At 71.8% G+C, this 26,761-nt stretch carries 26 protein-coding genes and 1 tRNA gene; 14 read left to right on the forward strand and 13 right to left on the reverse strand.

What is annotated here, in order from left to right; all coding sequences use genetic code 11:
* Positions 1 to 4 precede the first annotated feature (4 nt).
* Positions 5 to 439: a hypothetical protein gene (locus tag EDF27_RS12580; RefSeq protein WP_132049131.1), complete on the forward strand. Its 435-nt coding sequence runs from the start codon at positions 5 to 7 to the stop codon at positions 437 to 439.
* 48 nt (positions 440 to 487) lie between these two features.
* Here the strand turns inward: EDF27_RS12580 and EDF27_RS12585 are convergent, their stop codons facing one another.
* From EDF27_RS12585 to EDF27_RS12630, 11 genes are all read right to left on the reverse strand, one after another.
* Positions 488 to 1,309, reverse strand: a complete 822-nt coding sequence (locus tag EDF27_RS12585) for an alpha/beta hydrolase (protein ID WP_123653184.1) — start codon at positions 1,307 to 1,309, stop codon at positions 488 to 490.
* Between the two features lie 117 nt (positions 1,310 to 1,426).
* Positions 1,427 to 2,065: a transporter gene (locus EDF27_RS12590; protein WP_123703943.1), complete on the reverse strand. Its 639-nt coding sequence runs from the start codon at positions 2,063 to 2,065 to the stop codon at positions 1,427 to 1,429.
* Positions 1,996 to 3,165, reverse strand: a complete 1,170-nt coding sequence (locus EDF27_RS19940; RefSeq protein ID WP_207909621.1) for a M20/M25/M40 family metallo-hydrolase — start codon at positions 3,163 to 3,165, stop codon at positions 1,996 to 1,998. The genes EDF27_RS12590 and EDF27_RS19940 overlap by 70 nt, the downstream gene beginning before the upstream one ends.
* Positions 3,162 to 4,190 (reverse strand): 2-dehydropantoate 2-reductase, encoded by a 1,029-nt coding sequence (locus tag EDF27_RS19945; protein WP_207909622.1) that lies wholly within the window; start codon positions 4,188 to 4,190, stop codon positions 3,162 to 3,164. Before EDF27_RS19945 ends, EDF27_RS19940 begins: the two co-directional genes overlap by 4 nt.
* Positions 4,187 to 4,963, reverse strand: a complete 777-nt coding sequence (locus EDF27_RS12600) for an SDR family oxidoreductase (RefSeq protein WP_132049133.1) — start codon at positions 4,961 to 4,963, stop codon at positions 4,187 to 4,189. The genes EDF27_RS19945 and EDF27_RS12600 overlap by 4 nt, the downstream gene beginning before the upstream one ends.
* On the reverse strand, positions 4,960 to 6,303 hold the full coding sequence (locus EDF27_RS12605; protein WP_123703945.1) for an MFS transporter: 1,344 nt from the start codon (positions 6,301 to 6,303) through the stop codon (positions 4,960 to 4,962). Before EDF27_RS12605 ends, EDF27_RS12600 begins: the two co-directional genes overlap by 4 nt.
* Before the next feature lie 97 nt (positions 6,304 to 6,400).
* The gene (locus tag EDF27_RS12610; protein ID WP_123653180.1) at positions 6,401 to 7,351 is read right to left on the reverse strand and encodes a polysaccharide deacetylase; all 951 of its coding nucleotides are present in this window, start codon (positions 7,349 to 7,351) and stop codon (positions 6,401 to 6,403) included.
* 46 nt (positions 7,352 to 7,397) lie between these two features.
* Complete coding sequence (locus EDF27_RS12615) at positions 7,398 to 8,450, reverse strand: Lrp/AsnC family transcriptional regulator (RefSeq protein ID WP_123653179.1); 1,053 nt, start codon at positions 8,448 to 8,450, stop codon at positions 7,398 to 7,400.
* Between the two features lie 317 nt (positions 8,451 to 8,767).
* Positions 8,768 to 8,840, reverse strand: a tRNA-Val gene (locus EDF27_RS12620).
* Between the two features lie 47 nt (positions 8,841 to 8,887).
* Entirely contained in the window at positions 8,888 to 9,583 is a 696-nt protein-coding gene (locus tag EDF27_RS12625; protein WP_207909623.1) for an NAD(P)-binding domain-containing protein, read from the reverse strand.
* Positions 9,580 to 10,380: an inositol monophosphatase family protein gene (locus EDF27_RS12630; protein WP_132049135.1), complete on the reverse strand. Its 801-nt coding sequence runs from the start codon at positions 10,378 to 10,380 to the stop codon at positions 9,580 to 9,582. Before EDF27_RS12630 ends, EDF27_RS12625 begins: the two co-directional genes overlap by 4 nt.
* A 106-nt stretch (positions 10,381 to 10,486) precedes the next feature.
* Between EDF27_RS12630 and EDF27_RS12635 the strand changes: the two genes are divergently transcribed.
* The 7 genes from EDF27_RS12635 to EDF27_RS12665 all read left to right on the forward strand — a co-directional run bounded on the left by EDF27_RS12635 (position 10,487) and on the right by EDF27_RS12665 (position 16,993).
* Positions 10,487 to 11,431 carry a LysR family transcriptional regulator gene (locus EDF27_RS12635; RefSeq protein ID WP_207909624.1) on the forward strand — a complete coding sequence of 315 codons (945 nt, stop codon included), beginning with the start codon at positions 10,487 to 10,489 and terminating at the stop codon, positions 11,429 to 11,431.
* On the forward strand, positions 11,428 to 11,805 hold the full coding sequence (locus EDF27_RS12640) for a holo-ACP synthase (protein ID WP_123653176.1): 378 nt from the start codon (positions 11,428 to 11,430) through the stop codon (positions 11,803 to 11,805). Before EDF27_RS12635 ends, EDF27_RS12640 begins: the two co-directional genes overlap by 4 nt.
* Positions 11,806 to 11,917: 112 nt before the next feature.
* The gene (locus EDF27_RS12645) at positions 11,918 to 12,211 is read left to right on the forward strand and encodes an acyl carrier protein (protein ID WP_123653175.1); all 294 of its coding nucleotides are present in this window, start codon (positions 11,918 to 11,920) and stop codon (positions 12,209 to 12,211) included.
* The gene (locus EDF27_RS12650; RefSeq protein ID WP_207909625.1) at positions 12,208 to 13,464 is read left to right on the forward strand and encodes an acyl-CoA dehydrogenase family protein; all 1,257 of its coding nucleotides are present in this window, start codon (positions 12,208 to 12,210) and stop codon (positions 13,462 to 13,464) included. The genes EDF27_RS12645 and EDF27_RS12650 overlap by 4 nt, the downstream gene beginning before the upstream one ends.
* Positions 13,461 to 14,411 (forward strand): amino acid--[acyl-carrier-protein] ligase, encoded by a 951-nt coding sequence (locus EDF27_RS12655; RefSeq protein ID WP_207909626.1) that lies wholly within the window; start codon positions 13,461 to 13,463, stop codon positions 14,409 to 14,411. Before EDF27_RS12650 ends, EDF27_RS12655 begins: the two co-directional genes overlap by 4 nt.
* On the forward strand, positions 14,408 to 15,994 hold the full coding sequence (locus EDF27_RS12660) for an alpha/beta fold hydrolase (protein WP_165931483.1): 1,587 nt from the start codon (positions 14,408 to 14,410) through the stop codon (positions 15,992 to 15,994). Before EDF27_RS12655 ends, EDF27_RS12660 begins: the two co-directional genes overlap by 4 nt.
* 456 nt (positions 15,995 to 16,450) lie before the next feature.
* Complete coding sequence (locus EDF27_RS12665; RefSeq protein ID WP_132049141.1) at positions 16,451 to 16,993, forward strand: hypothetical protein; 543 nt, start codon at positions 16,451 to 16,453, stop codon at positions 16,991 to 16,993.
* Here the strand turns inward: EDF27_RS12665 and EDF27_RS12670 are convergent.
* Together EDF27_RS12670 and EDF27_RS12675 are read right to left on the reverse strand one after the other, a co-directional pair.
* Positions 16,929 to 17,957, reverse strand: coding sequence for an alpha/beta hydrolase (locus EDF27_RS12670; protein WP_165931484.1), 1,029 nt, complete (start codon positions 17,955 to 17,957; stop codon positions 16,929 to 16,931). The two genes, EDF27_RS12665 and EDF27_RS12670, sit on opposite strands and share 65 nt — an antisense overlap.
* Positions 17,958 to 18,021: 64 nt before the next feature.
* Positions 18,022 to 18,510: a peroxiredoxin gene (locus tag EDF27_RS12675; RefSeq protein WP_123703961.1), complete on the reverse strand. Its 489-nt coding sequence runs from the start codon at positions 18,508 to 18,510 to the stop codon at positions 18,022 to 18,024.
* 317 nt (positions 18,511 to 18,827) lie between these two features.
* Here EDF27_RS12675 and aceE point away from each other — a divergent pair, with 317 nt between their 5' ends.
* The 6 genes from aceE to EDF27_RS12705 all read left to right on the forward strand — a co-directional run bounded on the left by aceE (position 18,828) and on the right by EDF27_RS12705 (position 26,591).
* On the forward strand, positions 18,828 to 21,572 hold the full coding sequence (gene aceE / locus EDF27_RS12680; protein WP_123703963.1) for a pyruvate dehydrogenase (acetyl-transferring), homodimeric type: 2,745 nt from the start codon (positions 18,828 to 18,830) through the stop codon (positions 21,570 to 21,572).
* A 7-nt stretch (positions 21,573 to 21,579) separates the two neighbouring features.
* Positions 21,580 to 22,806, forward strand: coding sequence for a PucR family transcriptional regulator (locus EDF27_RS12685; RefSeq protein WP_123653169.1), 1,227 nt, complete (start codon positions 21,580 to 21,582; stop codon positions 22,804 to 22,806).
* A 106-nt stretch (positions 22,807 to 22,912) separates the two neighbouring features.
* Positions 22,913 to 23,842, forward strand: coding sequence for an ACP S-malonyltransferase (locus EDF27_RS12690; RefSeq protein WP_132049145.1), 930 nt, complete (start codon positions 22,913 to 22,915; stop codon positions 23,840 to 23,842).
* Positions 23,839 to 24,873, forward strand: a complete 1,035-nt coding sequence (locus EDF27_RS12695) for a beta-ketoacyl-ACP synthase III (protein WP_132049147.1) — start codon at positions 23,839 to 23,841, stop codon at positions 24,871 to 24,873. Before EDF27_RS12690 ends, EDF27_RS12695 begins: the two co-directional genes overlap by 4 nt.
* A 131-nt stretch (positions 24,874 to 25,004) precedes the next feature.
* Positions 25,005 to 25,253 (forward strand): acyl carrier protein, encoded by a 249-nt coding sequence (locus EDF27_RS12700; RefSeq protein ID WP_071275967.1) that lies wholly within the window; start codon positions 25,005 to 25,007, stop codon positions 25,251 to 25,253.
* Between the two features lie 93 nt (positions 25,254 to 25,346).
* A complete protein-coding gene (locus EDF27_RS12705) occupies positions 25,347 to 26,591 on the forward strand; it encodes a beta-ketoacyl-[acyl-carrier-protein] synthase family protein (protein WP_123653166.1) in 1,245 nt (414 codons plus the stop codon).
* The last annotated feature ends 170 nt before the right edge of the window (positions 26,592 to 26,761 follow it).

The raw sequence follows: 26,761 nt of genomic DNA on the forward strand, positions 1-26,761 counted from the left end.
ACCCATGCACGGACGGTCCACCAAGGTCGGTGCTGCGATCACCGCCGTCCTCGTCGTCGCGGCGCTGACCGGATGTGCCAGCGCCGGCACGACCACGGCCGCAGCCCGCACGGCCCCAGCCCACACTGCCTCCCCGACGACGGCGGCCGCACCTGCGGGCGTGGACGCATCCGGTACCGGACCGGAGGACGTCACCGTCCGAGTCCCCGCATCCCACCCCCGGTACCTGATGGCGGAGTTCGCCTGCTCGACCGGCACCGGCGGCTACACGCTGCAGGAGGATCCGCGGGTCTTCGAGCAGGGAACCTGCTCCGGGCTGGACGACACGAGCGACTACCAGATCCCCCTGCCCGCCGGGTCGACAGTGCACCTGGACGTCCAGCTCGGGACGACGAGCAGCTTCACGCTCGTCGGGAGGTTCTGCAACGACGCGTGCTGAGCGCCGCGCCGAGGTGCGGCGGCCGTCGACCGGCCGCCGCACTCCGGGTCAGCGCAGCCAGGCCAGGATGTCGGCGTTGATCGTGTCGGCCTCCGTCGTCGGCATCCCGTGCGGGAAGCCCGGGTAGGCCTTCAGCGTGCCGTTCTGGACGAGCTCCGCCGAGAGCGGGCCGGCGTCCGCGAACGGGACGATCTGGTCGTCCTCACCGTGCATGACGAGGGTGGGAACGCTGATCTTCTTCAGGTCCTCGGTGAAGTCGGTCTGCGAGAACGCCACGATCCCGTCGTAGTGCGCCTTCGCGCCGCCCATCATCCCCTGGCGCCACCAGTTCTGGATGATCGCCTCCGACGGTTCGACGCCCGGACGGTTGTAGCCGTAGAACGGGCCGGAGGGCAGCGCGCGGTAGAAGTTCGACCGGTTCGCGGCGAGCTGCGCCTGCAGGTCGTCGAAGACGCTCTTCGGAAGGCCTCCGGGGTTCGCGTCGGTCTGCACCATGATCGGCGGCACGGCGCTGATCAGGACGGCCCGGGCGACCCGCTCCTCGCCGTACTGGGCGATGTAGTGGGCGACCTCACCGCCGCCGGTGGAGTGGCCGATGTGGATGGCATCGTGCAGGTCGAGGTGTTCCGTGAGCGCCGCGAGGTCGGCCGCGTAGTGGTCCATGTCGTGCCCGTCCGACGTCTGGGTCGAACGGCCGTGGCCGCGTCGGTCGTGCGCGATGACCCGGTAGCCCTGAGCCAGGAAGAACAGCATCTGCGTGTCCCAGTCATCGGCGGACAGCGGCCAGCCGTGGCTGAACACGATGGGCTGTCCCGAGCCCCAGTCCTTGAAGAAGATCTCGGTGCCGTCTGTCGTGGTGATCGTGCCCATGGACGTTCCTTCGTTCGCTTCGCCGCCAGCGCTGGCGGCTCTGGATGGGAGTGGACTCGGGGCTGCGCGCCGTGCCCACCGTCAGTGTGGCGAACATCCGTCACATCTGAAGAAGAGTTAACGCAGAGTTCGCGAATGCGCGGCTCGGATCAGACCCAGCGAGCGGATCGCGATGGTGCCGACGAGCGCAGTGGCCACACCGACGACCGTCCACGCGGCGACGTTCCCGAGCAACCCGAGATCACCCGTGGCCAGGAGGCGGACACCGTAGGTCGCGCTCGCTGCGGCCGTGAACGTCATCGCCCAGAACCCGATCGCGAAGCCTGTCGCGACGTAACGGCGGACGAGGAAGAGGTGCGGGAGGAGCAGGGCGACCATCGTGCCGGCGAGCACGGTGTGCACGACCGACGGCGCTCCTCCCGTGATCACCCAGAACGCGTTGCCCGCGACCGCGGGTGGCGCGGACAGGATCGCCAGGGTCGGCAGCAACGCCGGCGCGATCGCCGGGCCGGTCGCAAGACGCGCGATGAGCATCGCGCCGATCAGCAGCCAGAACAGGATCCCGACGGCGAAGTACCCGATCGCCAGCGTCATCGCACCGATCGTGGCGAGCGACTGCGCGGCGAGCAGCGACCCCGCGACGGTCGGCAGCAGGTACCCGCCGTGGAGCGTGCCGACCGCCCGCCTCAGGCGAGCCGCCGGAGCACCTCCGCCGCCAACGCCGTCCGCTCGACCATCGCGTCGAGGTCGACCCACTCGTGCCGCGCGTGGGCTCCGTCCCCGACCGCCCCGAGACCGTCGAGCACGGCCGCGCCGAGCGCTGCCGCGAAGTTCCCGTCGCTGGCGCCGCCGACGCTCGTCTCGGTGACCACGAGACCGATCGCGGCCGCCGCGGCCTCGGCCGTCCGGAAGAGCTCCACGTTCCGGTCGGTCCGTGCCATGACGGGACGGTTCCACCCGCCCGTGACCGTGATCGAGGCAGCGGACGCCGCTGGCACGAGCCCGGCGAGGACGTCGTCGATCCGCGCGGCCTCACTGTCGGACGACACCCTGACGTCGAGCGCGGCGGTCGCCGCGCCGGCTCGGACGTTGGGCCGTGTCCCACCCGTGACGACCCCGACATTGAGCGAGGTGCCGGCGCTGTGATCCGCCGCACCGTGCAGGGCGAGGACCACCCGGGCGAGTTCGTCCACGGCGCTGGCTCCGCCGGCCGGGTCGAGACCTGCGTGCACCTCGACGCCGCGGATGTCCACATCGAACAGCCCGACGCCCTTCCGTGCGGTCTTCAGCGCGCCGTCTGCTCCGGCCGAGGCCTCGAAGACGAGCACCGGTCCCGGGGTACGCCGGACCACGTCCTCGATGACCGGGCGGGAGCCGACGCTGCCGACCTCCTCGTCGCCGTTCAGCACGAGGCGGATGTTCGGCCGATCGAGGTCGAGGGAGTCCAGGAGGGCGACGGCGTGGGCGAACTGCACGAGCCCCGCCTTCATGTCGTAGGCACCGGGGCCGGTGAGCCGGGAACCGTCGATGCGAACCGGCCAGCCCTCGAGCGTTCCGGCTGCCCAGACGGTGTCGTAGTGGGAGAGCACCACGACCCAGGAGTCGGTGGGGCGGGGCGCCGCCAGGTCACCGACCACGACGGCCCCGTGGCGCTCGGGTTCGTGCAGCGTCCGCTCGGTGAACGGCCCGACGGTCTCTGCCAGGAACCGCTCGACGTGTGCGAGACCGGCCCGGAGCAGCACCAGGTCGTCCGAGGGGGTCTCGGTCTCGACGTACGCCACGAGGTCGTCGACCATCCGGGCGCGCCGGGACTCCGCGGCGTCGAGCAGGGGGCTGTGCACGGTCGTCCCCGTCACCGGGTTGCCTCCGCCGCAGCGACCAGGCCGCGGATCCGGTCCTCGTCCATCGGCGCGCCCTCCTCGACGGCGACGATCTCGGCGACGAGCGCGCGGATGCCGGGGGTCGCGACGCCGAGCGACGTCCCCGCCTCGATGACGGGTCCGTAGTGCAGCGGCACCTCGGTCTTCCGGTGCCGGACGGCGATGTCCCGCCAGATGCCGGAACGGGTCTTCGCCTGCGTGGCGAGCCACGCAACGAGGCCGTCGAGCGCCGCCGACGTCGCGGTCGGGTCCGCGCCGGGAGCGAACGCTGCGGGTTCGAACGCGTCGAACGGCTCCGCGACGATGTCCTGCGCCTCGGTGACCGCGAGCACTTCCCGGGCCAGTGACGCCATGACGTCACGGTTCCGGTCGATGAGGACGCTCATGTCCTCGTCCGCGAGCGCGGTGGCCGTGAGCATCGCGCCGAACGCGAGCTTCGACCAGAGGAACCCGGCGACGTTGTCGGTGACCACCGGCGATCCCCACAGCCGCAGGTCCTCGGCGAGTCGGCGGTTCCGGTCGCTCGTGCCCCCGGCGTACTCGCCGAGCGCCATCGCGCCGAGTCCGCCGTCCTGCACGACGCCGGGGGCGACGACGTCCGCGAACAGGTCGACGAACGCGATCACCGTGCGGTCCGCCCCGACGTGCCGCGCGATGGTCGCTTCGTTGAGCCCGTTCTGCAGCGACGCGACCCACCCGTCCGGCGCGAGTCGGGGTGCGATCCAGGCCGATGCGGCGTCGGTGGCGAGTGCCTTGACGGCGAGGAGCACCGGTCCGAGGACCGTCGGCGCGTCGGCGTCGTCGAGGTGCCAGATCGGCAACCGCGCGACCCGTTCGCCGTCCGCCGTGCGGAGCCGGAGCCCGTCGGCCCGGACGGCTGCGACGTGGTCGGGGTCGGCATCGACCAGCTGGACGGGCACGCCGGCGGCGTGGAGGTGCACGGCGAGCGTGCCCCCGATGGCGCCGGCGCCGACGATCGTGTACGGGGTGGTGTCGGTCATGCGGTGACTTCCTCTCGTGCGGTGCTGAGCGGCAGGGTGTGCGCTCCGGTCGACGATCCCCCGTCGACGCGGAGCACCGTCCCGGTGACCCAGCCGGACTGCTCCGGGTCGGCGAGCCACACCACGGCCTTCGCGATGTCGGACGGTTCCCCTGGACGACCGAGCGGGTTCGGGGAGACGGCGGCCGCGTACTCGTCGCTGACGCGGTTCACCGCGCTGTCGACGACGACGAACCCCGGGGACACGGCGTTCACCCGGATCCCGGCGGCGCCGAGCTCGAGGGCGCTGGCCCGGGTGACCATCTCGAGTGCGGCCTTCGAGGTGCTGTACGGCGCGGCGCCCGGTCGGGCGCGGAGCGCTGCTCCCGAGGTGATGTTCACGACGGTGGGCGTCCGGCCCGCCGCCGTGGCGAGCTGGGCGAGCGCGACGGTGGCCAGCAGTGGCGCCCGGACGTTGACGTCCTGGACCGAGTCCCACGTTGCGGCGTCGAGCTCGAGGAACGGTGTCGCGGGGTAGACGCCGGCGGCGTTCACGAGGACGTCGACCGGTGCCTGCTCCCAAGCCGTGGACACGGCTCGGGTCGGTGCGTCGGGGTCACGGAGGTCCGCCACGACCGTGCCGACGGGAGTGGGACCGATCGACCCGGCGGCCGCGGCGAGCGCATCCGCACGGTGGTCGACGAGGGTCAGGCGATCGCCGAGCGAGGCGAACCGCTGTGCGACGGCGAGACCGATCCCGCTCGCAGCCCCGGTGACGAGCACGTGCCGCGTCATCGGAGCACCTTGCCCTTCGTCTCCGGCATGGTCAGGTAGACGACGAGGCCGATCGCGGCGGCGACTGCGCAGTACACCCACACCAGGTTCCCGAAGCCCGCGCCGCTCATCCAGGTCGTGATGTACGGGGCGGTGCCACCGAAGATCGCGACGGCGAGGGCGTACGGCAGTCCGATGCCGGTCGCACGCACCTCCGGCGGGAACTGCTCGGCCATGATCACCGCGCAGTTCGCCGAGTAGCCGAGCAGGAACAGGATGCCGATCACCTGGATGATGAGCAGCGACCAGAACGTGCCGTTGAGGAACGTGAACGCGGGCCACGCGAACAGCAGGAACCCGCCGGCGAAGATCGACATCGTCGGCTTGCGACCGATCCGGTCCGACAGGATCCCCGCGAAGGGCAGCAGCACCAGGAACACGACCATGGCGATGACGTTCGCGATGAGGGCCTGGTTCAGCGGGAGCCCGGTGGTCACGTGCGCGTAGGTCGGCATGTACGAGACCCACATGTAGTAGAGCAGCGTGCCGGCGATGGTGATGCCGAACACCCGTGCGGTCGCGCCCGGGTGGTCGCGGAACATCGCGGCGACCGGGTTGCGCTTCGGGGCGGCGGACTCCTCGTCACGCGCCCGCTGGGCGGTGAACGACTCGGTCTCCTGGACGGACGTCCGCAGCCAGATGCCGACGAGCCCGATGAGGGCGCAGAACACGAAGGCCACGCGCCAGCCCCACGCGTCGAGTGCTGCCGGCGAGAGCACCGACGTGATGATCGCGCCGATCCCGGAGGCGATCAGGACGCCCGCGCCGACCGACACCTGCTGCCACGAGCCGGCGAACGCCCGTCGTTTCGGGGCCGCCGACTCCACGAGGAACGCCGAGGACGACCCGAACTCGCCACCGGCCGAGAAGCCCTGCACGAGTCGTGCCAGGAGCAGGATGATCGGTGCTGCGATCCCGATCGTCCCGTAGTCGGGCGTGATGCCGATGAGGAGGGACGCTGCGGCCATCAGCCCGATGGTGAGCATCAGCCCCTTCTTGCGGCCGTGCCGGTCCGCGTACACGCCGAGCACCGCCGCACCGACGGGGCGCATGACGAAGCCGACCGCGAAGACCGCGAGCGTCGCGAGGAGCGCCGCCGCGTCGTTCCCCGGCGGGAAGAAGTGGTGGCCGAACACCGAGGAGAACGTGGTGTAGACGGCCCAGTCGATCCACTCGACGACGTTGCCGATGCCGCCGGCCAGGATCGCCTTGCGGCCGCGGGCCGAGAGTCGTGTCTCGTGGACGGCCGTCGATCCGGCGCCGGTGGCGCCGATCGTGGTGTTGGGTGCTTCTGCTGTCATCGTTGCGTCGACTTCCTGGTGGGAGGAACGGGGGTGCGGAACGGGTGGAGCAGCGGACTGGAGGCTCGGCGCGGGCTGGCACCGAGCCTCCCGTCCGTCAGGTGGTGACGTCCGTGGCGGGCGTGACCACCGGGTCGAGACCGCTGACGGTCGCGACGTGCTCGGCGAGGCCGGCGTGGGTGGTGAACCAGACGTCGTCGAACGAGCGGATGTGGGCGAGGAGCGCCTCGAGGACCACGAGGCGGGACCGGTGCCCGATGAAGTGCGGGTGCATGGTGAGCTGGAACACGCCGCCCTCGGCGCGTGCGACGTCGAACTCGTCGCGCCAGATGCGGCCGACCTCGTGCGGCGGCGTGTACGGCCGCAGCGACTGGAAGCGTTCCATCATCAGGTAGGGGGCGTCGTCGCGGATCCAGTCCACCGGGATCTCCACGATCCCGGTCGGGGCGCCGCGGTGCAGGATCTCGTACGGGTCGTCGTCCGCCATCAGCGAGGAGTCGTACCGGAACCCGAGTTCCCGGGCGACGTCGAGGGTGGAGTCGCTGAAGTCCCACGACGGCGTCCGGATGCCGGTCGGCCGCACGCCGGTCTGGCTCGTCAGCACGTCCACGGCGCGGCTCAGCAGGTCGAGCTCGTCGTCGTGGCCGAGCTGCGTGTTCCGCTCGTGGATCCAGCCGTGCACCGCAACCTCGTGCCCGTGCTCGACGTAGGACGGTGCTTCGTCCGGTCGGAGCAGTGCGCACACGGCCGGCATGTAGAAGGAGGACGGTGCCTCGTAGCGGTCGAGCAGGCGCAGGATGCGCGGGACCGCTGCGCGGGCGCCGTACTCCCCCATCGCCATCCGGCCCGGTGACGTCTCCCCGTCGCGGAGGGACGGGGTCTCGTGGTCGGAGTCGAAGGAGATCGCGACCGCCACGCGCGCACCGCCCGGCCACCGCTCGGGTCCCTCGGGCGGCAGCAGGGTGCGACCCGCGCGGACCTCTTCCACGTGGCCGCGCCAGGTGGCCTCGTCCCACTGCCACGGCTGCTGGCTTGCGATGTCGTCCATGTCGTCCTCTCGTGCGCTGCTGGTCATGCGATGCGTGCGCTGCTGGTCATGGGATCGCCGGAACCGAGGTGGCGCTCGTCGGGACGAAGCGTCCGTCCTCGATGCGGCTCCACATCCGTTTCACGGTGCGGAGCTGCACCGTCACGTCGACCTCGCGGACGCCGGGCAGCGCCCCGAGCACGTCGGTGCTGAACGTGTAGACGGAGGCGAAGTCCGGCAGGAACGCCTGTCCGATCAGGTTGAACCGGCCGAGGGACGCCGCGGCGTAGTGCACCGACGGATGCCCGGCGAGCTGCGCCGCTGCGGCCGACAGCCGGTCGGGCGCGACGGAGATCCAGACCTCGAGCTCGGTCGCCCGGCCGAGCAGCGACGGGGCCACGAGCGGCCCGATGCGGAGCCGGCCGCTCTGCACGAGGTCCTCGAGGGTGCGGCGGGTGGCTGCCTCCGAGCGGCCGACCTCACGCGCGAGGTCGGTGAGCGGCTTCCGGCCGTCGCGGACGAGCGCGGCGAAGACCGCTCGCTCCTCCGGGGTCGCGTCGGCATGCACCGGGGTGACGCCCTGGCCCGTCGACGGGTCCGGCGCCGGCGCGTTCGCGGTCGTGGACCGTTCCGCTGTCGGCGCGAGCGCGTCGCCGGGGAAGACCGTGAAGGGTGCGGTGAACGTCCGGACGATCGGCAGCGCCTCGGTCTCGACGGGTCGGCCGTCCACCTCGATCGTGCTGAGGAACGCGGTCAGGTCGCCGACCCGTGGCAGGACGACCTCGGCCGTACAGTCCGCGGACCCCGTCAGCGTCGAGACGAACCGCACCTCCGGCCGGCGGGCGAGCGCATCGGCCAGCGCGTCCGCTCGGGCGGCGCCGGAGCGGACCCGGACCTTCGTCGAGACGCCGAACCCCGATGCGAGGACGTCCGACGCGGCGATGATCCGGACGGCACCGTCCTCGACGAGTCGGGTGACCCGGCGCTGGGCCGTGGAGGTCGAGCAGCCCGCGAGCTCCCCGATCGTCGCCCACGATGCACGGCCGTCGTGGGCGAGTGCGCGGAGCACGGCGCGGTCGACGTCGTCCGCTCCCGCTGCGTGGGTGTCCGTGGTGGTCATGCAGTGAACGTAATCGGTCGTTGGACCGGCGTCAACGCAATTTATTCGTCACATTGACCTTGTAACACGTTGTTTTCATTCACCGGCGTCGGCGCCAGCACATCCCGGACCGCCGAGGGCGAGCAGCGCGACGAGCTCGTCCACGCTCTCCTGGCGAACGTGACAGTGACTGACCGTTTCTCCAGCGCCCGAAGCGTCATGCACCCTGCCGCCGCGTCGACGGTCAGCACTGGCTCGGTTGGATCGGGTGCGCTCGGCGCTCGATGCGACGGAGACCGACGGGCTCCTCGCGTACGAGACCGCGAGGGTCTGCGAGGTGGGCCCTGCCGGGATCGAACCGACGACATCCACGGTGTAAACGTGGCGCTCTACCAGCTGAGCTAAAGGCCCTTCCCCGCCATCCTAGGACCGGAGCGGCCGCAGCACCCGCGGCCGCGTCAGCGCGCCACGGAGAGCGCGAACGGCGCGAACCCGATCGCCCCGAGCAGGCTCGGCACCATCACCGCCATCGCCTCGGGTCCGGCCGCGGTCGCGATCGCCCCGAGGTCCACGATCCACTCGTCCCGCCACCCGAGCCCGTGCAACGCCTGCCGGACGATGCCCTTGGCGCCCCCGTCGTCACCGGACACGAACACGGTCGGCGGCACGTCCAGCGCCCCCGGATCCGTCATCACGGAGAACAGCATCGTGTTGAGGCTCTTCACGACCCGCGTCTCCGGCAGCGCCCGCTGCAGCCGCTCCCCCAGGCTCCCGTCCGTGTACTGCAACCCGCCGGGCAGCCCGTCGGCGGTCCGCACGGTCGCATTGGACACGTCGAGCAGGATCCGCCCGGCGAGTTCGGAACGGAGGCCCGACAACCGTTCCAGGGACGAGTCACCCGGCGTCGCGTTCACGACCAGTGCCGCGGTGCTGATCGCGGTCACCGTGTCGGTCACGGGCATGGGACCGTCGCCGTGTGCCGACGGGTCGCGGACCCCGAGGGTGACCGGGTACCCGGCGGTGGCGAACCCGCGGGCGAGCGTGCCGCCGACCCGTCCCGAGCCGAGGACGGCGATGGTGATGGCGTCGTTCGTGGTGGCGTCGTTCGTGGTGGTCATGGTGCTGTCCTTCGTGGTCGTCGTGCTGGTGGTCATCGGGCGAGGACGGCCGCGACGGCCGGTCCGAGCCCGTGGGTGGTGGCGATGAAGTCGGCGCTCGCGAGGGTCCACGGCGCACCGGTCGAGTCGATGACGGCGCCGCCGGCCTCGGCGACGAGGAGCGCCCCGGCGACGAGGCCGGACCGCACCTGCCCCTCCTGCCAGAACGCGTCGGTGTGCCCGGCGGCGACCTGCACGAGCTGCAGGGTGGCCGGGACGGTGGCGGACACCAGCAGTGCGGCGTCGAGCATCCGGTCGATCGACGCGCTCATCCGCCGACGGACCGCCGGGTCCTCGCCGGGCTTCGCCTGCCCGGTCCCGACGAGCGCTGCCGACAGCTCGGACTTCGCGGAGACGGTGACGGGCTCGCCGTTCAGCCGTGCACCCGTGCCGCGCACCGCCGTGAACACCTGTCCGAGCGCGGGCAGCGCCACGACGGTGAGCACGGGGACGTCGTCCCGCACGAGCGTCGCGGTGACACCCCAGTCCGGCGAACCGTGGACGTGGTTGACGTTGCCCTCGGCGGCGTCCGTGACCCACCACGCGCCCGGCCCGAGCACGCCGTGGCCCTCTTCGTCGTCGTCCCACCGCACGTCGGGGGCGAGGCGTTCGAGCGCCGGCCGGAGCACCGCGGCCGACGCGGCGTCGTTCGCGTCGATGGCGGCGAGCAGCGATGCCGCGTCGTCCACACGGTTCGCGGTGGAGAACCGCTCGAGCAGCACCCGTCCGGCATCGGACACGGCACGGGTCACCCCGTCGAGCAGTCCGTCGTCGAGCAGTCCGTCGTCGTCCATGGTTCGTCTCCTGCGTCCGGTCGACCCCGTGGTCGATCCGGGAGCAACGCTAGGAAGGCGACAGGATGCACACAAGGACATTCCGTGCACGTGTAGATTGCGTCCCGTGCAACTCGACCTGAACCTCCTCACCGCGCTCGAGGCTCTGCTCGAAGCGGAGAGCGTCACCGGGGCAGCGGACCGCCTGCACCTCTCGGCACCCGCGATGAGCCGCACCCTCGGCCGGATCCGACGGGCCACCGGCGACGAGATCCTGGTCCGCGCCGGGCGGGAGATGCGCCCGACGCCCCGTGCGATCGCCATGCGGGAAGAGGTCCGCTCGCTCGTCCTCCGGAGCCGCGACGTCCTCGCCCCGGAGACCGGCCTCGACCTCGCGACGCTGGAGCGGACCTTCACGATCCGCGCCCACGACGCCCTCGTCACCGTCCTCGCCCCGGCGCTCGTGCAGCGCGTCGCCGCCGACGCCCCCGGGGTCGTCCTGCGCTTCCTCGGCGAGGCGCCCGACGACACGACGGACCTGCAGCGGGGTGTCGTCGACCTCGAGATCGGGTCGGAGGTCCACACGGCACCGGCCATCGACCACGAGACGGTCACCGACGACGCCCTCGTCGGACTGGCTCGCCGTGGCCACCCGCTGTTCGACGACGAGATCACCCTCGCCGCGTGGCTGGCGACACCGCACGTCGTCGTGTCCCGCCGAGGACGCCTCCGCGATCGGGTGGACCGCGCCACCGGTGACACCCGTTCGGTGATCGCATCGGTGGCGTCGACGAGCGCCGCGATCGAGATCGTGCGCGCGACCGACGCCGTGGTGGTCGTCCCCGCGTCCGTGGCGACGCGGGCGGCCTCCGCCGGGGACACCGTGGAGGTCTTCACGCCGCCGGTCGACCTGCCGTCGGTCGCCGTCGTGCTGACGTGGCACCGCCGGTTCACCACGGACCGCGGACACGCGTGGCTCAGGAGCCTGGTGGCCCGGACGCTCCGGCGCGGGACGGGCAGCACGAACGAAGCCCCGACGCCCGATCACGACGGCCCTACGCTTCCGTCATGACCGCCATCCGCACCGGCTGCGACCTCGCCGCCGTCGAGGACGTCACCGCCGGCATCCAGGCGCACGGCGAGCGCTACCTCGCCCGCGTGTTCACCGAACGCGAGCGTGCCGACGCCGGCGACGCACCCGACCGCCTCGCCGCCCGGTTCGCCGGCAAGGAAGCGGTGATCAAACTGCTCCGTCCGACCCGCACGGACGCGATCGGGCCGCACGACGTCGCCATCGTCCTCGACGAGCACGGTGCCCCGACCGTGGTCCTGTCCGGGGCCGCGGAGGCGCTCGCCGCGGACCTCGGGATCACGACGGTATCTGTCTCGTTGTCCCACGAACGGGGGCTTGCGATGGCGACCGCGGTGGCTCTCTCGGAGCGGTGACGGGCGTTACAACGCTGCAGGCTGTACCCGCGTTCAGTTCCGAAACCGTCCTGCGGGATCCCGCACCCGCACGGCGGTTTCCCGGCGCCGAGCGCTCCTTATCGTGGCTCGCATGCACCAGGACCCGAACACCGGAGCGACCACCGTCGCCCTCGCTGACCCCGCGGCGGAACAGGCCGTGCGGCAGGCCCTCGCTGACCACGGACGGCTCACCGTCGACGCGTGGGACGTGGCACCGATCGCCGATCTCTACGCACTCGGGCTCACGTCGCACGCCACGGTGAACGTGATGCTCGCGGTCGAGAACGAGCTCGACGCGGAGTTCCCGGACGCGGTCCTCAACCGGGCGACCTTCGGCTCGGTCGAGTCGATCGTCGCCGCCGCGGCCCTGGCGACGGCCTCGTGACGCTCCTGCAGACGAACGCCCACCGCACCGCTGACACGGTCGGCACCACGACCCGTGACCGCTTCGCCGAACGCGCGGCCGCGGTCGCCGCGATCGCCGCGCAGTTCGCGGACGAGGTCGACTGGGACGCACGGCCCCCGCGTGAGGCGATCGCCGCGATGCGGGAGTACGGCCTCCTCGCCGCAGCGGTCCCCGCCGACCTCGGCGGGGAGGGTGCGACGGTGTCGGAACTCTCCGCCATCGCGACCGAACTCGGCCGTGCGTGTGCGGCGACCGGCATGGTCTTCGCGATGCACCACGGTCAGGCGATGGCCCTGTGGCGACACGGCGGTGACGGCGCTGGGGTCCTGGCGATGACCGAGGCCGTGCGGAACGGCGCGCTCGTGGCGTCCGCGACGACCGAGAAGGGCGTCGGCGGCGACGCCCGCCGGTCCACCTGCGCGATCGAGCCCGAAGCGACCGAGCCCGAAGCGAACGAGCAGGACGACGAGGGCGACACCAACGACAGACGCGCCGGACGCATCCGCCTCCGCAAGGACGCCCCGGTGATCTCCTACGCGACCGAGGCCGACGCCGTCTTCGTGACCGCCCGCCGCGATCCCGATGCCCCGGCGTCCGACCAGCGCCTCGTCGTCTGCTGGACGGCGGACACCGTGCTGTCGCAGACGTCGACCTGGGACACCATGGGCCTCCGCGGCACGTGCAGCAACGGCTGGGTCCTCGACGCCTCCACCACCGTGGACGCGGTGTTCCGGGACGACTACGCGATGATCTCCGCGCACACCGTCCTCCCCGTCTCGCACGTGCTCTGGGCATCCGTCTGGCTCGGCATCGCCGCGTCGGCCGCCGAACGCGCACGTGCCGCGGTCCGGAAGCAGGCACGCGCCTCAGTCGGGAGCACCCCGCCGGGAGCGCTCCGGCTCGCGGAGCTCCTCGTCGACCTGCAGGCCCTCGCGGACACCGTCCGGCACGCCGCCGAGCGGTACGACGGCATCGCGGACGACCCGGAGGCCCTGGAGTCGAGTGCCCACGCACTGGCCGCGAACGCCCTGAAGATCGGAGCCTCCGAACGGGTCACCGACCTCGTCACGAAGGCGATGCGCATCGTCGGGATCGCCGGGTACGCGGCGACCGGACCGATGAGCATCGCCCGACACCTCCGGGACGCCCACGGTGCCGCCGTCATGGTGAGCAACGACCGTCTCCTCCAGAACGACGCCGGACTGGCCATCATGACCGGAGTGATCCTGTGACCACCACGGACCCGACCACCACGATCGACACGTCCCCGCTCGACCGCGCCCGCGCCGCCCTCCGCACGCGCCTCCTCACCGACGGCGTCCTCATCGACCTCGGCTCCCCCGGCCTCTACGGCCGCACGGGCGTGTTCGACCGCGTGTACACCGCCGTCGACGCCGCGGCCGTCCGCTCGATGGCCGACCTCGACGCGGAGGTCCTCCGGTTCCCGCCCGTCGAGCCCCTCGCCGCGTTCGAACGCACCGACTACATCGCGTCGTTCCCCGACCTCGCCGCGTCGATCTCCGGGTTCACGGGCGACGATCGGAAGCACCGCGAGCTCCTCGCGGCACGGGAACGCGGCGAGCGCTGGGAGTCGTTCCTCGAACCGGCCGACCTGATGCTCGCGCCGGCCGTCTGCCACCCCGTCTACGGCCTCGTCACGGGGACGGTCCCGCAGGAGGGCCGGACCTTCGACATCGTCGGCGACTCCTTCCGCCGCGAGCCCTCCCTCGACCCGATGCGCCTGCAGGCCTTCCACATGCACGAGTTCGTGCACATCGGCACGCCCGCCTCGGCGAAGCAGCACCGTGACGGCCGGATCCCGGTGATGCGGGACCTCCTCGGTGGCTTCGGGCTCGAGATCGACGTCGTCCCCGCGAACGATCCGTTCTTCGGTCGGGTGGGCAAGATCCTGGCGCGCAACCAGGTCGAGCAGTCGCTGAAGTTCGAGTTCGTCGCGCCGGTCTACGGCGATGCCGGCGAGCCGACGGCGATCAGCTCGGCGAACCTGCACGAGGACCACTTCGGAAGCTCGTTCGCGATCCGCACGGCGGACGGCGAGGTCGCACACAGCGCCTGCCTCGCCTTCGGCCTGGAGCGCATCACGATCGCCCTGTTCGCCGCGCACGGCACCGACCCGGCGGCCTGGCCGACGGACGTCCGTCGCGCGCTGGCACTGTGACCACCCACCACGGCTGGTCCGGTTTGCCGGCGATCCGTGCGGCCGTGCAGGTGCCGCCGTCGGCACGCGCCGGTGTCGTCATCTGTCCGCCACTCGGACAGGAGGGCGTGATCGCGTACCGCACGCTGCGCCTGCTGGCAGACCGCCTGGAGGCTCGTGGCGTGGGCTCGGTGCGCTACGACCCGTCCGGACGTGGGGACTCCGGTCCCGATGCCGACCCCGACGCGCAGGTCCGGTCCGCCGTGCGGGCGGCGGCCGTGCTGCGCACGACCGGTGTGTCCCGGATCGTCTTCGTGGGGCTCGCCTCATCGGCCTTCGTCGCTGCCGCGGCCGCCCGGGACGAGGACGCCCTCGTGCTCTGGGACGCACCGGAGTCCGGGCGGGCGTGGCTCCGCCGGCAGCGTGCCCTCGCGTCCATCACGATCGGCCCGTCGCGGGTGGTCGACGACGTCCAGAGCCTCATCGGCATCGACGTCGACCCGGCGGAGGCGGCGGTGCTGTCGGCGCTCCGGTTCGCACCGCGGACCGCCGCGACCGCCGTGTTCGTCCGTCCGGGTGGCCGGCCGCCGAAGGCCCTCGGCGACGTGCAGCCCGTCGAGGTCCCCGGGACCGCCGAACTCCTCGACGGCACGAGCATCCACGCGCGCATCCCGTCCGATGCCGTCGACCGGGTCGTGTCCTGGATCGACGAGCACGTCCCGGCTGCCACGGTCCGGACGCGCCCGCCCGTGCTGGACACCGTCGTCGACCTCGACCACGGCGTGGCCGAGCGGATCGTGCACCTCGGTCCCGAAGCACTCTTCGCCGTCGAGACCGCTCCCGCGCGGTCGGCCGACGACGGGCCCGTGGTCGTGCTGCACAACGGGGCCGCCGAGCACCGCGTCGGCGCGACCGATTACCAGGTCACCCTCGCTCGGGCACTCGCTCGGGAGGGTGCGCGGGTCGTCCGGGTCGACCGCCGCGGTACCGGCGAGAGCTCCGTGGTCTGCGGCCAGGAACGCGACCACCTGTTCGCGCAGGAGTGGATCGACGACCAGTCCGAGATCGTGGCCGCACTCGGCGTCCCGGCGGACCGGCTCGCCCTCGTCGGGATGTGCGCCGGCGCCTGGGTGGCGGGGCGTGCCCGTGCCGAGGCGCCGAGGCTCGTCGTCCAGATCAGCCCGAACGACTACCGGCGCCGTCCTGCCGCACCGGGGAGCTACAGCGACGCCGTCCGCGCGGTGGACTCCCCCTCGCCGGCACGGCTGTGGCTCCGCGAGCGGTACAACGCGCTCGTGCCGGAGGAGCTCCGCGCCCGCATCGCCCGCCGGGACCGCGCCGGAGGCGTCGTCGAGCACGTCCGGCCCCTCGTGACGAACGGCACCGACGTCGTGCTGATCACGGCGGACGAGGACGCCGAGCTCTTCCATCGCCTCGGCGGCGGCACCGCGCTCCGGCGTTGGGCTCCGGGCGGCCCGGGCGGGTCGGTCGCCCTGGTGCACGTCCCCGGCGGCGACCACTCCCTCTTCTCCCCGACCATGCGCGCCGCGGTCCTCGCCGAGGTCCGTTCCCGCGTCGCCGCCGCTTTCCCCGTCCACGCCTGACCGCGGCGCACCCATGTCCCGCGCCCAGCTCCCCGCGTCCCGCGCCGCGCGCCGCGCGCCGCGCGCGCCCCGTGCGCCCGCGCACCCCGCACCCCCGCGCCGCGGAACGACGACCTCGCAGTTGTACGACATCGCCCCTGTCGTCCGCACGCGCCCGCAACTGTTGCGCACGCAGCCCACCGACAACACCGCTGTCGTACGACAACGGCGTTGTCGGCGGTTCTCCCCGACGCTGTCCGCTCACCACCAGCGAGCCCACACGTCGAACGGGCGAAACATCCCCGTCCGAGCACGCCCGACCCGGGTATTTCGCCCGCTCGACCACTCGCACGCTCGCTCATGCCCGCCGCGTGCACGTCGAACGGGCGAAACATCCCGGTCGGGGAACGTGCCACCCGGGTGTTTCGCCCGCTCGACTCGGGGCGGGCGGGGACGTACGCGAGTAGGCATGGACGGGTGCGACGAGCGATGCGGGCAGCGGCGGTGGGGCTGGCCGTCGTGGTGCTCGCGAGCGGGTGCGCCACGCCCCCGGGAGCGCCGCCGTGGCCGAGGCCGACGGACCTCGCCGCACGAGCCGAGGCCGCGGGGCTGCACGACGTGTGGGGTCAGCGCCTCGCGGAGCACATCCACACGCACGTGACGATCACCGACGGAGGCGAACCTGTCGTCGTCCCCGGCAACATCGGGCACTCGGCGAAACAGCGGTTCGCAGCGGAGATCCACACGCACGACACCTCGGGCATCGTGCACGTCGAGTCCCCCGAGCGCCGGACCTTCACCCTCGGACAGTTCTTCGACGAGTGGGACGTCTCCCTCGGCCCCGCGCACGTCGGCGGGCTGCACGGGGACCTGACCGTGTGGGTCGACGGGCGCCGGTACTACGCGAACCCGCGGTCGATCGAGCTGCGCGACCTCGAGCAGGTCGACCTCGTCGTCACGACGATCGGGGAGGTGCCGCACCGCCCGCCGGCGTTCGACTGGCCACCGCAGTACCACTGACCCCGTCGTCGCCATCGACCCCGTCGTCACCACCGAGCGCTTCGTCGCCGAGGGCCCGCAGTACCGCGGCCGGGTGCTCGACGTGCGCGAAGTGGCCGCAGTCGTCGAGCAGCACCGTCCGGGTCTGCGGCACCACCCGTGCGAGGTCGCCGAGGTCCCGCACCCGCGCGAAGACGTCGTCGCGGCCGGCGATCGCCGTGACCGGGCAGGTGATGCTCCGCCACCGGTCGGTGTCGTACCCGGCGCCGGTCCGTGCCGCGCCGAGGAAGCCGTCGGGCCGGAGTTCCTCGACGAACGCGTCGAGCACGCTGCGGTCGAGTGCGCGCACGTGGGTGAACACCGGCGCGGCGAGCAGGCGGAGCAGCCCGACGCGCGCGAGGCCGCGGAGCAGCGGGACCGCAGCGCTCCTGGTGACCGCGAGCCCGGCGCGGAGCAGTGCGAAGGACGGCAGGGTCAGGACCCCGCGCACCGGGTGCCGGGCGGCGCCGATCGCCGCGAACGTCGTCCCGGAGACCAGGGTCGTCGAGCGGACCCGTTCCGGCGCGGCCACGGCGAGGTGCATGCCGATGAACGCGCCCATCGAGTGCCCGAGGACGTCGACCGTGTCGACTCCGACGGCACCGAGCACCGACCGGAGCACGGCGACGGCGTCGTCGACGTCGAGTCGTCGTGCGGGCGCGGGCGACGAACCCCAGCCGGGCAGGTCGACCAGGACGAGTCCTCGGCCGTCGAACCCGTCCGCGGCACGGAGCAGGGGCGTCCACGTCGTCCACGAGCCGGCGACCCCGTGCAGCAGGAGCAGCGGTCGCGGGCCCCGTCGGGCGTGCACCACGACCGGTCCGACGGCGGTGTCGACCACGGAGCGCGTCAGCGACCACGGGGCGGGGTCGGTCGTCACCGGGTACGGGGCGTAGCCGGTGGAGCCGACCACGTCGGGTCGCGTCGCCGTGTCGATGTGGTGCACCGTGCCTCCAGTCCGGTGCCTGAGCACCCCTGGGGTGTTCGGAACGGGACCGGCTGCCGGTTGCCTAGCCGACGGGGACCGGCGCCGTGCAGGCGGCGAGCCGGTCGAGGGCCGCGCGGTACTCGGCGACGTCGCGGGCGACGCCGGGCTCCGAGATGATCGAGGCGCGGATGCGGCCCTGGACGTCGATGACGAAGGTCGCGCGGTTCGCGAAGCCCTTGTTCTCGAGGAAGACGCCGTACTCCTTGGAGACGGCACCGTGCGGCCAGAAGTCCGCCAGGAGCTCGAAGTCGTAGCCGTTCGCATCGGCGAACGAGCGGAGCGTCGCCTTCGAGTCGACCGAGATGCCGATCAGCTCGATGCGGTTGTCCTGGAACATCGCGATGTTGTCCCGGAGTGCGCAGAGCTCGCTCGTGCACGTCGACGAGAACGCGAGGGGGAAGAAGACGAGTGCGACCGGGCGGGACCCGCGGAAGTCGCTGAGGCGGACGTGCTCCCCGAACTGGTTCGGGAGTTCGAAGTCCGGCGCGAGCGACCCAGTCTCCAGTGCCATCGGTACGTGTGCTTCTTCCTCGGGCTGCGGGTGTGCCCGTCCATCCACGCCCTCGCAGGTTCGCGTGGGCACGATCGGCAATCGTACGCCGACGATCCGCGAATGCAAGCACCTGTGCACAGGGTGCGGACACACGCCACCATCAGGCAGGCGGTCGGTGGTGGGGCCCGGACGTCTGCACTGTGTGGTGGTGGCTCCCACAGCCAACCGGTCGGCAGTGGGGCCTAGAGTGGACGGCGGCTCCCACCGCCGGTCGCGACCCGATCGATCGGTGGACCGACCATGTCCACCACCACGAGAACGAACCGAGGTCAAGGGTGACGGTGAACGACCAGGACCCGTACAGCGCAGGGCACGAGGACCAGGACCCGGAGGAGACCGCTGAATGGCGTGAGTCCCTCGACGGACTGGTCGCGGCACACGGGCACGAGCGTGCCCGCGAGATCATGCTCAGCCTGCTCAAGCGGTCCAAGGAACTGCACCTCGGCGTGCCGATGGTCCCGACGACGGACTACGTCAACACGATCGCGCCGGAGAACGAGCCGGAGTTCCCCGGCGACGAGGAGCTCGAGCGCCGCTACCGCCGGTGGATCCGCTGGAACGCGGCCATCACGGTGCACCGCGCGCAGCGTCCCGGCATCTCGGTGGGTGGGCACATCTCGACCTACGCGTCGAGCGCCGCCCTGTACGAGGTCGGCTACAACCACTTCTTCCGCGCGCAGGACCACCCCTCCGGCGGCGACCAGGTGTTCTTCCAGGGCCACGCCTCCCCCGGCATGTACGCCCGCGCCTACATGGAGGGCCGCCTCGACGAGAACCAGCTCGACGGGTTCCGTCAGGAGAAGTCGCACGCAGGTGGCGGGCTGTCCTCCTACCCGCACCCCCGGCTCATGCCGCACTTCTGGCAGTTCCCGACCGTGTCGATGGGCATCGGCCCGATCAACGCGATCTACCAGGCGCAGCAGGCCAAGTACCTGTCCAACCGCGGCATCAAGGACGCCTCGGAGCAGCAGGTCTGGGCCTTCCTCGGCGACGGCGAGATGGACGAGGTCGAGTCCCGCGGCCAGCTCCAGGTCGCCGCGAACGACGGCCTCGACAACCTGAACTTCGTGATCAACTGCAACCTGCAGCGTCTCGACGGCCCGGTGCGCGGCAACGGCAAGATCATCCAGGAGCTCGAGAGCTACTTCCGCGGTGCCGGCTGGAACGTCATCAAGGTGATCTGGGGCCGCGAGTGGGACGACCTGCTCGCCCGCGACACCGAGGGCGCGCTCCTCAACCTGATGAACGTCACCCCCGACGGTGACTACCAGACGTACAAGGCCGAGAACGGTGCCTACGTCCGGGAGAACTTCTTCGGGCGCGACCCGAAGGCGCTCCAGCTGATCGACGGCTACAGCGACGACCAGGTCTGGAACCTCAAGCGCGGTGGCCACGACTACCGCAAGGTCTACGCGGCGTTCAAGGCGGCGACCGAGCACAAGGGCCAGCCGACCGTCATCCTCGCGAAGACGGTCAAGGGCTACGGCCTCGGCCCGAGCTTCGAGGGGCGCAACGCGACGCACCAGATGAAGAAGCTCACGCTCGACAACCTCAAGCAGTTCCGCGACGAGATGCGCATCCCGATCTCCGACGCGCAGCTCGAGGAGAATCCCTACACGCCGCCGTACTACCACCCGGGCAACGACGACGAGGCGATCCAGTACATGCACGAGCGCCGTCACGCGCTCGGCGGGTACGTGCCGGAGCGTCGTACCAAGTACACGTCCATCACGCTTCCCGACGACGCGAAGTACCAGGTCGTCAAGAAGGGCTCCGGCAAGCAGGAGATCGCCACCACCATGGCGTTCGCCCGTCTGCTGAAGGACCTGCTCCGCTCCCCGGACTTCGGTGACCGTGTGGTCCCGATCATCCCGGACGAAGCGCGCACGTTCGGCATGGACGCGTACTTCCCGACGGCGAAGATCTACAACCCGAACGGCCAGCACTACACGTCGGTCGACCGTGAGCTCCTCCTGGCCTACAAGGAGAGCCCGCAGGGCCAGATCATCCACGTCGGCATCAACGAGGCGGGCGCCCTCGCGGCGTTCACCGCCGTCGGCACCTCGTACTCGACGCAGGGCGAGCCGCTCATCCCGGTCTACGTCTTCTACTCGATGTTCGGGTTCCAGCGCACCGGTGACGCGATCTGGGCCGCCGGTGACCAGATGACACGCGGCTTCATGATCGGCGCCACCGCCGGTCGCACGACCCTGACCGGTGAGGGCCTGCAGCACGCCGACGGCCACTCGCTGCTCCTCGCGGCGTCGAACCCCGCGGTCGTGTCCTACGACCCGGCGTACGGCTACGAGATCGGGCACATCGTCCAGTCCGGCCTCGACCGGATGTACGGCACGAACGAGGACGGCTCGCCGAAGCACGACGACCCGAACGTCATGTACTACCTGACGGTCTACAACGAGCCGATCGTGCAGCCCGTCGAGCCCGAGGGCGTCGACGTGGACGGCATCGTCAAGGGCATGTACCTGCTCAAGGGCAGCGAGCACGACGGCCCCAAGGCCCAGCTGCTCGCGTCCGGTGTCGCGGTGCCGTGGATCCTCGAGGCGCAGCAGCTCCTCGCCGAGGACTGGGGCGTCTCCGCCGACGTGTGGAGCGTCACGAGCTGGGGTGAGCTGTACCGCGACGGTCTCGCCGCGGAGCAGCACGCGTTCCTCAACCCGAACGAGCAGCCCCGCACGCCGTACGTCACCGAGCGTCTGCTCGCCACCGAGGGCCCGGTCGTCGCGGTCAGCGACTTCATGCACCAGGTCCAGGAGCAGATCCGCCCGTTCGTGCCGACCGACTACGCCACGCTCGGCGCCGACGGCTTCGGCTTCTCGGACACCCGTCCGGCCGCCCGCCGCTTCTTCCACATCGACGGCCCCTCGGTCGTCGTGCGGACGCTGCAGCAGCTCGCCCGCCAGGGCAAGATCGACGGGGCGCTCGTCCAGCAGGCGATCGACAAGTACCGCCTGCACGACGTGACCGCCGGCACCACGGGCAGCGCCGGCGGCGAGAGCTGATCACCCGGTGACGACACCCCGCACCGACCCCGCCGTGGGCCGGGAGAACGACCGTGAACGGGCGCTCTCCTGGCTCCGGCAGGTGTCGGGCGAACTCTCGACCGCCACCATCAAGCGGCTCGAGGACACGCTCCCCTGGTACAGCGAGATGCCCCCTGGGCGTCGGTCCGCGGTCGGCATGGTCGCCCAGGCCGGCATCACCTCGTTCATCTCCTGGCTCGAGGGCAGCGCGTCGACACCGTGGATCGCGGCCGCCGATGTGTTCGGCTCCGCGCCGCGGGAACTCCTGCGCTCGGTGAGCCTGCAGCAGACCCTGCAGCTCATCCGCGTGGTCGTGACCGTGGTGGAGGAACGCGCCAAGGACGACGAGATGCTGCAGGAGGCGATCCTCAAGTACTCCCGGGACATCGCCTTCGCGGCCGCTGACGTCTACGCCCGTGCCGCCGAGGCGCGCGGGCTCTGGGACGCCCGGCTCGAGGCGCTCGTGGTCGACTCGATCCTCTCCGGGGAGTACGACGACGAGCTCCCCTCCCGCATCGCGGCGCTCGGCTGGCACGGCCACGGCGAGGTGGCGGTGCTCGTCGGCACCGCACCGAAGCAGCTCGAGGTCGACCAGGTCCGGCGCTCCGCCCGCCACATGGACGCGGACGTGCTCATCGGGGTCCAGGGCTCGCGCCTCGTGGTCGTCATCGGCCGCTCCACCCCGCGGGACGACGTCCCGGAAGGCGAGGAGCCGGTCTCGTTCATGGCGATCGCGCAGGCCCTCGAGCCGATGTTCGGGGAGGGCCACCTGGTCCTCGGCAACGAGGTCCCCGGGGTCGTCGACGCCTCCACCTCCGCGAAGGCCGCCCTCGCCGGGTTCGCCGTCGCACGGGCCTGGCGCGGTGCTCCCCGTCCCGCGCTGGCGGACGACCTGCTGCCCGAGCGGGCCCTCGCCGGTGACCCCCTGGCCCGGTCCGCGCTCGTGCAGCGCATCTACGTGCCGCTGAAGGACCAGTCCACCGAGCTCCTGCAGACGCTCTGGTGCTACCTCGACACCGGTCGTTCGCTCGAGGCGACGGCGCGCGAGCTCTTCGTGCACCCGAACACCGTGCGGTACCGCCTGCGCCGTGTGGCGGACATCATCGGCTGGGACGCCACCCACGCCCGTGACGCCCTGATCGTGCAGTCCGCGCTGATCCTCGGTGCGATGTCCGAATCGGCCTCCAGCCGTCGGCGCGTCGGACGACGGTGACGGGCGACCGCGGGACCGCCGTCGGTAGGGGTCCCACAATGTCTCGCGCGGATTCGTGTCGGGAGTCCACACGGGCCGCACGCCCGACGGCAGACAGGATTGTCCGGTGATCGTCGTCGTCGCGCCCGGACAGGGCTCCCAGACCCCAGGCTTCCTCGCCCCGTGGCTCGAGGACGCCGCCGTCCGTGACCGTGTCGGGCAGTGGTCCGAGGCGATCGGCGTCGACCTGGCGCTGCACGGCACCGAGTCCGACGCGGACACCATCAAGGACACCGCGCTCGCCCAGCCGCTCATCGTCGCCGCGGGCATCATCACCGCGGACGCCCTCCTCGCCGAAGGCCGTCGCGCCCTCGTCGGTGGCGTCGCCGGGCACTCCGTCGGGGAGTTCACCGCCGCCGCGGTCGCCGGGATCCTCACGCCGACCGACGCCGTCGCGCTGGTCGCTGAGCGCGGCCGTGCGATGGCCGACGCCGCGGCCCTCGAGCCCACCTCGATGGCAGCCGTCCTCGGCGGCGACCCGGACGAGGTCGCGCAGGCACTCGAAGCCAACGGGCTCGTGGCCGCGAACCACAACGGCGGCGGCCAGACCGTCGTCGCGGGCGCTGCCGCAGCGATCGCGGCCCTCGCCGAGAACCCGCCGGCCAAGGCCCGCGTGATCCCCCTCGCGGTGGCCGGTGCGTTCCACACCCGGTACATGGCCCCCGCCGTCGAGCGCGTCGCCCCGGTGGCCGCCGCGACCGCCGTCACCGACCCGACGCTCCCGATCTGGACCAACGCGGACGGCTCCCGCGTCGACGACGGCCGCCGGTTCGTCGACCTCATGGTCGCCCAGATCGCGAACCCCGTGCACTGGGACTCCGTGATGGAGTCCTTCCAGCAGGCAGGGGTCACCGGCATCATCGAGCTCGCCCCCGCCGGCGCCCTCGTGGGGCTCGCCAAGCGCGGCCTCCGGGGCACGCCCACCGTCGCGGTCAAGTCCCCCGAGGACCTGCCGGCCGCGATCGAGCTCCTGAACACCGCAGAGGCATCCGCATGACCGACAGCACCACCCCCACCGCAGCCGACGCGGCTCGACCCGTCCTCGCGCAGCGCCGCGGCCACGAGTTCAGCCGCATCCTCGCGCTCGGCGCCGCCCGCGGCGAGAACACCGTGCCGAACGACGACCTCGTCGGCCCGATCGACTCCTCCGACGAGTGGATCCGCCAGCGCACCGGGATCGTCACCCGGATGCGCGCCGGTGCCGACGTCGAAGCGGTCGACCTCGCCGAGGCCGCCTCGCTCGAGGCCATCGCCAAGGCCGGCATCACGCCCGACCAGATCGGTGTCGTGCTCGTCAGCACCGTCACGCACACCGTGGCCACTCCGTCGATGGCGTCGCTCCTCGCCGAGCGCATCGGCGCGGCCCCCGCGGCGGCGTACGACATCAGCGCCGCGTGTGCCGGGTACGCCTACGGCATCGCCCAGGCCGACTCGTTCGTGAAGTCCGGCATCGCCGACCACGTGCTCGTCGTCGGGGCCGAGAAGCTCAGCGACATCGTCGACCCGACCGACCGTTCGATCTCGTTCCTGCTCGGCGACGGCGCCGGCGCCGCGATCGTCGGCCCGAGCGACTTCCCCGGCATCGCGCCGACCATCTGGGGCTCCGACGGCTCCAAGTGGGACGCGATCGGCATGACCGCCACGTTCAACGAGTGGGAAGCGGGGGCCGCGCGGCCGACGATACGGCAGGCCGGTCAGACCGTGTTCCGCTGGGCCGTCTGGGAGATGGTCAAGGTCGCCCGTGAAGCGCTGGAGACCGCCGGGGTCCGCCCCGACCAGCTCGCCGCGTTCGTGCCCCACCAGGCGAACATCCGCATCATCGACGAGTTCGCCAAGCAGCTCGGCATCCCCGAGTCCGTGGTGATCGCCCGCGACATCACGACCACCGGCAACACCTCCGCCGCGAGCATCCCGCTCGCCACCCACCGCCTGCTCGACGAGCACCCGGAGCTGTCGGGCGGCCTCGCCCTGCAGATCGGGTTCGGCGCCGGACTCGTGTTCGGCGCCCAGGTGGTCGTCCTCCCGTAGGACGCCCGGTGCTCCGGGACACCGGAGCGCAGCAAGACTTTCCACAGTCCCGCCAGGCTGCGGGCACGGGACCACCCCGTGCCCTAGGCTGGTCCACGGTCAAACGACACCCCCCTCAAGGAGACACCATCATGGCCCTGTCCAACGAAGAAGTCCTCGCCGGCCTGGCCGAGCTCATCAACGACGAGACCGGCATCGCCACCGACACGGTGCAGTCGGACAAGTCGTTCACGGACGACCTCGACATCGACTCCATCTCGATGATGACCATCGTCGTCAACGCCGAAGAGAAGTTCGACGTGAAGATCCCGGACGAAGAGGTCAAGAACCTCAAGACCGTCGGTGACGCCGTCGACTTCATCGTCAAGGCCCAGGCCTGACACGAACTTCCTGAGCGCCGTGGTCCGGCTCGACCCTTCCGGTCACGGGCCGCGGCGCTCGTCATGTCCACCTCAGCAGAAACAAGTCGTTCCATGACCAACAAGACCGTCGTCGTCACCGGGATCGGTGCGATCACCCCTCTCGCCGCGACTGCCTCGGAGACCTGGGACGCCCTGCTCGAGGGCAAGTCCGGGATCACCAGGCTCGAAGACCCGCGCTACGCCGAACTCAACATCCCCGTCGAGTTCGCCGGGCAGGCGCGCCGCTTCATCACCGACCAGCTCACCCGCCCCGAGACCAAGCGCTTCGATCCGTCGTCGCAGCTCTCGCTCATCGCCGCGCGTGAAGCATGGGCCGACGCGGGCATCGACAACGAGACCGTCGTGCCCGAGCGCCTCATCGTCGACTGGGCGACCGGCATCGGCGGCGTGAACACGCTGCTCGACGCCTGGGACACCCTGCGCGAGAAGGGCCCGCGCCGCGTCCTGCCGATGACGGTCCCGATGCTCATGGCGAACGGCCCCGCCGCCGCCATCGAGATGGAGTTCGGCGCCCGTGGTGGCGCCCGCACCTACCTCTCGGCGTGCGCGTCCTCCACCGAGTCCCTCGCCGAGGCGTACCGCCACGTCGCGACCGGTGAAGCCGACATCGTCATCGCCGGTGGCGCCGAAGCCGCGCTGCACCCGATGCCCCTCGCGTCGTTCGCCGCGATGCAGGCCCTGTCGCGCCGCAACGACTCCCCCGAGACCGCCTCGCGTCCGTACGACGTCACGCGTGACGGCTTCGTGCTCGCGGACGGCGCTGCTGCGCTGATCCTCGAGACGAAGGAGCACGCGGAAGCCCGCGGCGCCAAGATCTACGCCGAGGTCGCCGGTGCCGGCATCACCTCGGACGCGTTCCACATCACCGCCCCCGACCCCGAGGGCAGCGCGGCCGCCCGTGCGGTGCTCATGGCGCTCGAGCACGCCGGTGCGTCGCGCGAAGACGTCGTGCACGTCAACGCGCACGCCACGTCGACGCCGGTGGGCGACATCGCCGAGTACCACGCGATGCGCCGCGTCTTCGGCGACCACCTCGACTCCGTCGTCGTGTCGGCCACCAAGGCGTCGACCGGGCACCTCCTCGGTGGTGCCGGTGCGATCGAGGCGGCGTTCACCGTCCTCGCGCTGCACAACCGCGTCGCTCCGCCGACGATCAACCTCACCGAGCAGGACCCGGAGATCGTGATGGACGTCGCGACCTCGCCGCGCGAGCTCCCGGCGGGCGACCTGCTCGCCGTGAGCAACTCGTTCGGCTTCGGCGGCCACAACGCCGTCGTCGCGTTCCGCACGGCCTGACCACCGCCTTCGGTCCGGAGGCTCGGCTCGCCTCCGCCCCGTGTGGCACCGCCCGCACGTCGAAACACCGCTGACACCACGAAACGCCGCCGGGATCGGCGGCGTTTCGTGTGTTCGGAGGTGTTTCGTCGCAGGAGGAGCGTCAGCGCCGGCAGCGCGAGCTCCGGCAG

Source organism: Curtobacterium sp. PhB136 (assembly GCF_004346855.1).
GTDB lineage: Bacteria > Actinomycetota > Actinomycetes > Actinomycetales > Microbacteriaceae > Curtobacterium.